Source organism: Dietzia sp. HMSC21D01, assembly GCF_001815995.1.
GTDB lineage: Bacteria > Actinomycetota > Actinomycetes > Mycobacteriales > Mycobacteriaceae > Dietzia > Dietzia cinnamea.
The window spans coordinates 1-5003 of sequence record NZ_KV824138.1 but is presented as its reverse complement, the minus strand read 5'-3'; the positions used below and the strand labels follow the sequence as shown (position 1 = coordinate 5003).

The following is a 5003-nucleotide window of genomic DNA, read 5'->3' as shown; positions in this document are numbered from 1 at the left end:
CCCCGCGGCTCTAGCGGTCGCCGCCGGCGGCGACCGGGGCGGCGTCGGCGGCGACCGGGGGGCGAGGTCGCCGGACCACCGGGCGGGTCAGGGCCGGCGGGCCACCATGTTCATCGCGGTCGCGGTGAGGACCGGGTCGCCGTCCTGGTTGATCAGGGTCACGTCGGTCGTCAGCACCCCGCGGTCCGGCTTGGTGCGTGACGGGCGGACCCCCGTGGTCTCGCACAGCAGGGTCAGCCGGTCGCCGGGGCGCAGGGGCCGCACCCACCGCAGCTCGTCGATCCCGGGCGAGGCGAGGCTCGCCACGCTGGTGAGGTAGTTGTCCGCGAAGAGACGCATCATGAGCGCGGCGGTCTGCCAGCCGCTCGCGATGAGTCCGCCGAACGGGCCGGCGGCCGCGGCGTCCGGGTCGGTGTGGATGCTCTGCGGGTCGTAGCGCCGGGCGAACTCCATGATCTCCCCGGCGTCGACCGACTCCTCGCCGAAGCGGTACCGGTGACCCTCGGTGTAGTCCTCGAGGTACCGGTCGTCGATCGGGGTGGTGAACTGGTCGAACTTCTCGTCCGTCATGCTGCCTCCCACTGCTGTGTGTACGCTCCCCAGTTAATCACCACTCACCGACTGGAGGACGGGGATGGCGTACTTCGAGAGGCTCGGACCGGGGAGCTTCCGGCCCACCGATCATGTGAGCGGCGCCTGGGACGAGTCCACGCAGCACATCGGCCCCGCACTGGGACTGCTCGTCCATGCCGTCGAGCTCGACCTGGCCGGACGGCGCGACGATCCGATGGTCATCTCCCGCCTCACGTACGAGCTGCTGGGCGTGGTGCCGATGGACGCGGTGGACGTCGGGGTGGAGGTGATCCGACCCGGACGCACGATCGAACTCGTGGAGGCGACCTACTCACACGGCGACCGCACGGGCATCCGATTGCGCGCGTGGCTGCAGCAGCCGCGCGACACCGCGGCGATCGCCGGCGACGCCTTCGACCCCCTGCCGCCGCCGGAGGAGATGGAGCCGTGGGATCCCACCTCCGTGTGGGGCGGCGGGTACCTCGCCTCCGCCCGTGTGCGGCGGGATTCGAGGGGGCCGGGCCGGGCCCGGTACTGGGTGCGCACCGACGTCCCTCTGCTCGCGGCGGAAGAGGTCAGCACGCTCGCGCGGATGACGGCCCTCGTCGACATCGCCAACGGGATGGCGATCCGCGCGGACCCGGCCGTCGTCACCTTCCCCAACATCGACCTCACCGCCCACCTCGTGCGCTCACCCGCGGGGGAGTGGCTGGGCTTCGACACCCGCGTCACCTTCGGACCCGGCGGCCTGGGGCTGACCGCGAGCGTGATCCATGACGATAACGGCCCTGTCGGCACCGTGTCCCAGTCGTTGACCGTACGGCCGTAGAGGGCCGGCACGCGATCACCCGGGCGCGGATCTACAACTGCCGCAGGTAGCAGCGCATCCCCGATCCGCTATCCGGATCGCGGTCGGTGAACCCGTGGCGTTCGTAGAAGCGCCGTGCGCCCAGGTCGTCGGCGTCGACGTTGATCAGCATCTCCTCGCACCGTCGCGCGACCACCTCGAACAACGAGCGGGTGATGATCGCGGCCCCGACGCCGCGCCCACGGAGGTCCGGCCGGATGTAGAGCTCCTCGAGCTGCGCGAGTGGGTGGTCCGAGTAGGGCGTCGGGCGCAGCGTGAGCAGCGCGAAGCCGACGTCGGTGGGAGCGTCCGACGCGCCGGGAGAGGCGACGACGGCGAGGACGTCGTCGCGCGCGAGGAGATCTCCGAATCGCCGGGCGGCGTCGTCGGCGGTGGGCGTCGCGGACTCGAACTCGGTGTTGAACTCGTGCAGCATCCGCCCGAGCGACCCCGCGTCCGTCGGCGAGGCCAGGCGTACACCCGGGTCGGCGATGGCCGAGGCGGTCCGCGGCGGCGCCCCGGCGGGGAGCGGCCCCTCGAAGACGGACCGGAGGCGCGCCAGATCCTCGGCCACCATCGCGGCGTCCCGCTCGAACTCGTCGTCGTCGACCCCGCGCAGCGTGAAGATCACCTCCGCACCCTCGGGGTGCGGCACGACCCGCAGCGGGTTGTAGGTGACGGTCCCGTCGGACAACGTGACCTCGTGGTCCAGTACGCCCAGCTCGTTGCGGGGCACGAACCGCACGCTCACGCGTCCCATCGGCGAATCCACGACGAGCGTGTCGCCGCGGTCGGCGTCACGGTCCCCGGCGCCGCCCCCTTCACGGCCCCCGTCACCGCCCTCGCCGCCGGGCTCGATCCGGCCCGACGCCAGCCCGGCGGCCCAGGCGCCGAGGTGGGCGGGGTCGCGGGCGTAGGCGTACACCTGCTCGGGCGGGCGGCGGATGACCGTGGAGACGTGTCGCGTGCGCACGCCTCCCAGTATTCGCCGCGCCTGACCGTCAGTCGACGGGTTCGGTGTCGTAACTTCCCTGGCCCGGGATGCTGGTGACCGTCGTCAGCAGGAAGACCGAGTCGGCGAGCGCGGTGACGGAGTGCCGACGGTGGGTGAGCGTGTGCAGCTCGCCGGCGGCGATGTCGGTGGTGCCGTCGCCGGTCACGCGGACGGCGCCCTGGAGCAGGTAGAGGCTCGCGGCCGGGGGAGAGTTGTGCTCCTCGAGCTCGGTGCCCTCGGTGAGGGCGAGGAGCGCCTGACGCAGCGGACCCTCGTGGACGAGGAGCTCGGCGTGGCGACCGTGCTTGGACTCCTTGGCCTTATCGAGGATGCGGTCGGCGGTCTCGGTCACATGGTTCATGGTGGAACTCACTGCCTCTCGTGTCGCGGCCATCCGGGTCTCTTTTCACGAACACTACGTCAGGACGGCGACGACCGCGCACAGCACGATCGTCGCCGTGACCACAGCGGTGGCCAGCGTGCGGGTGGCGCGGGCGGGGAGCCGGGTGCGGCCGGCCAGGACGACGCCGACGGCGAGGGCCACGCGCGGGGGAGAAACGATGATCGCGAAGGAGCCGCCGACGTTCTGGCCGGCGAGCGCGACGAGCCCGTCGGCGCCGAGGCCGGTGGCGGTCGCGGTGGTGGCCGCGGAGAACATGGCTGCGGCACCGGTGTTGGTGCCGGTGAGGTAGCCGCCGAGCGCACCCACCGCGGGGGTCAACGCCACGGCCGCGGATCCGAGTCCGGTGGCGAGCCCGGCGAGGTGGGCGGCCGCGCCGGCGGTGGCCATGACGATGCCGATGGCCATGAACACGATGGCGTTTCCGGCCACCGGGACCCACGTCGCCAGCGCCGTCCGGAGCAGGCGCGCGATGCCCGAGCCGGGTGTGGTGTACACGCGCAGCGCAACGAGGGCGGCGACGAGGACCCACAGGGCGGGGGAGGTGAGCCACCCCGCGCCGGCCGGGGCGCCCGCGACCGCCAGCGCGGCGGTGGTGCCGAGGATCCCCGCGAGCAGGACGGCGAACGGGACGAGAGCGCGCACGAGTCCGCCGGTCACGGCCGGCAGCGCGCCGTGACGCAACCGCGCCACCGCCAGCAGCAGGGCGATGACGGCCGCCGAGGCGATGATGCCCGACGGTGCCACGCCGACGACCGCGTTGGACGCGACGAGAACGGCCCACTGGGTGACCACGACGGCCGCGCCCAGCGCGACGTGGCGCGCGGGCGGTCGGGTGAGGGCTGGCCACCGTGGGGCGTCCGGCGACCCGGTGGTCGCAGGGGGCCGGCCGGTGACGACGACGAGGACGGTCATCATGCTCACGACGAAGACCGGGAGGCTGAGCAGGGCGGACCAGTATCCCAGGGCGTCGACGCCCAGGCCTCCGAGCTCGGCGGCGACGAGGGTGCCCGGGCCCAGTGAGCCCCACGGGACCAGAACCAGCCCGAGCAGGCCCACGACGACCGCCTTCACAGGTGGTAGACCCATCCGCACGAGCAGCGGCGCGGTGATGACCACGCCCAGCCCGAAGCCGGTGACCGACTCCATGAACGGCGTGAGACCGAACACCAGCAGCAGGATCGCGGGCACCCCGTCACCGCCCGAACCGATCCGCTCCAGCCACCCGGCGATGTGGTCCCTGCTCCCGGTGGCCGACAGGGCCGTGGCCAACAGGACGCCGCCGAGGAGGATCAGTGCGACCTCGAGCACCGTCGGCCCCAGCTGGGCGGCCGCGGTGGCGACCTCGTCGTCGTCGGGCCGGAAGACGGTGACCGCCCCCGCCAGGGCGGCGACGAGGCCCGCGGTTCCCGCCACTAGCGAGGGGACCCGGAGAGCCAACAGTGCCAGGACCACGACGACCGGGGCGACGGCGACGCCGGTCGGCACGAGCTCGCTCATCGCTCCCAACCTACCCGCGCGGGTGGCCCGGGTAGCCGAGCCCCGCGGTGGACCGGTTGCGGGCCGCTCCACCCGCGCGCACCCTACGCGGTAGGGAGGACATCACATGCGATCTCTGTCAGAGCAGGACCTCGATGACCTGGGCGGCCGGTGGAGCGTTCTCGCCCGGCAGAAGCTCGACCACATGGAGCTCGACCGGCTCCTCGGGGAGGTGGAGCGGACGGGCGGCGCGGAGCAGAAGCTGGCCCTGGTCAAGACCTACCGACTCGTGTTCCCCCACGCCTTCGCCGAGGAATCCGTTCTGTGGCCCGTCCTGCGGGCGGAACTGCCCGATGGCCACGAGCTGACCCTGCGCGTCGAGCAGGAACACCAGGAGGTCAACGAGCTGGTCACCCTGCTGGAGAACCTCGGCGAGACGCACCCGGAACGCGACGAGGTGCTGCGTCGCCTCATCACCGTGCTGCGCGAGGACGTGCGGGACGAGGAGGACGAGCTGCTGCCGCGGCTGCAGGAGAAGCTGAGCCCCGCTCGGCTCCGCGCCCTCGGCGTGGCGTGGGAGGCGGTCCGGCGCACCGCGCCCACCCGTCCCCACCCGGTGGTCGCACGTCGGCCCCCGGGCAACGTCGCGGCGGCGCTCCCGCTGACCGTGACCGACCGCCTGCGCGACGTGCTCGAGTCGGCAGCCCTCC

General features: G+C 73.0%; 6 protein-coding genes. 2 read left to right on the top strand and 4 right to left on the bottom strand.

The window, feature by feature from the left end:
• Window positions 1-87: 87 nt before the first annotated feature.
• On the bottom strand, window positions 88-570 hold the full coding sequence (locus HMPREF3086_RS16615; RefSeq protein WP_070723000.1) for a MaoC family dehydratase: 483 nt from the start codon (window positions 568-570) through the stop codon (window positions 88-90).
• A gap of 64 nt (window positions 571-634) precedes the next feature.
• On the opposite strand from HMPREF3086_RS16615, the gene HMPREF3086_RS16610 reads away from it, so the two are divergent.
• On the top strand, window positions 635-1402 hold the full coding sequence (locus tag HMPREF3086_RS16610) for a thioesterase family protein (RefSeq protein WP_070722998.1): 768 nt from the start codon (window positions 635-637) through the stop codon (window positions 1400-1402).
• Between the two features lie 31 nt (window positions 1403-1433).
• On the opposite strand, the gene HMPREF3086_RS19980 is transcribed toward HMPREF3086_RS16610, so the two are convergent.
• Genes HMPREF3086_RS19980 through HMPREF3086_RS16595 form a run of 3 tightly spaced genes read right to left on the bottom strand, consistent with a single transcriptional unit; the run spans window position 1434 to window position 4314 of the window.
• Window positions 1434-2393, bottom strand: coding sequence for a GNAT family N-acetyltransferase (locus HMPREF3086_RS19980; protein WP_083324499.1), 960 nt, complete (start codon window positions 2391-2393; stop codon window positions 1434-1436).
• A gap of 28 nt (window positions 2394-2421) precedes the next feature.
• Window positions 2422-2775: a cupin domain-containing protein gene (locus tag HMPREF3086_RS16600; RefSeq protein WP_070723002.1), complete on the bottom strand. Its 354-nt coding sequence runs from the start codon at window positions 2773-2775 to the stop codon at window positions 2422-2424.
• Between the two features lie 54 nt (window positions 2776-2829).
• Window positions 2830-4314, bottom strand: a complete 1485-nt coding sequence (locus tag HMPREF3086_RS16595; protein WP_070722997.1) for an L-lactate permease — start codon at window positions 4312-4314, stop codon at window positions 2830-2832.
• A gap of 106 nt (window positions 4315-4420) precedes the next feature.
• Between HMPREF3086_RS16595 and HMPREF3086_RS16590 the strand changes: the two genes are divergently transcribed.
• Window positions 4421-5003: hemerythrin domain-containing protein (locus tag HMPREF3086_RS16590; RefSeq protein ID WP_070722994.1), on the top strand; the 583-nt coding region annotated here is incomplete at its 3' end.

What these genes read in the sequence shown, in the direction of transcription:
- HMPREF3086_RS16615 (WP_070723000.1), bottom strand. Translation starts at nt 570, where the DNA reads ATGACGGACGAGAAGTTCGACCAGTTCACCACCCCGATCGACGACCGG.
- HMPREF3086_RS16610 (WP_070722998.1), top strand. Translation starts at nt 635, where the DNA reads ATGGCGTACTTCGAGAGGCTCGGACCGGGGAGCTTCCGGCCCACCGAT.
- HMPREF3086_RS16600 (WP_070723002.1), bottom strand. Translation starts at nt 2,775, where the DNA reads ATGAACCATGTGACCGAGACCGCCGACCGCATCCTCGATAAGGCCAAG.
- HMPREF3086_RS16595 (WP_070722997.1), bottom strand. Translation starts at nt 4,314, where the DNA reads ATGAGCGAGCTCGTGCCGACCGGCGTCGCCGTCGCCCCGGTCGTCGTG.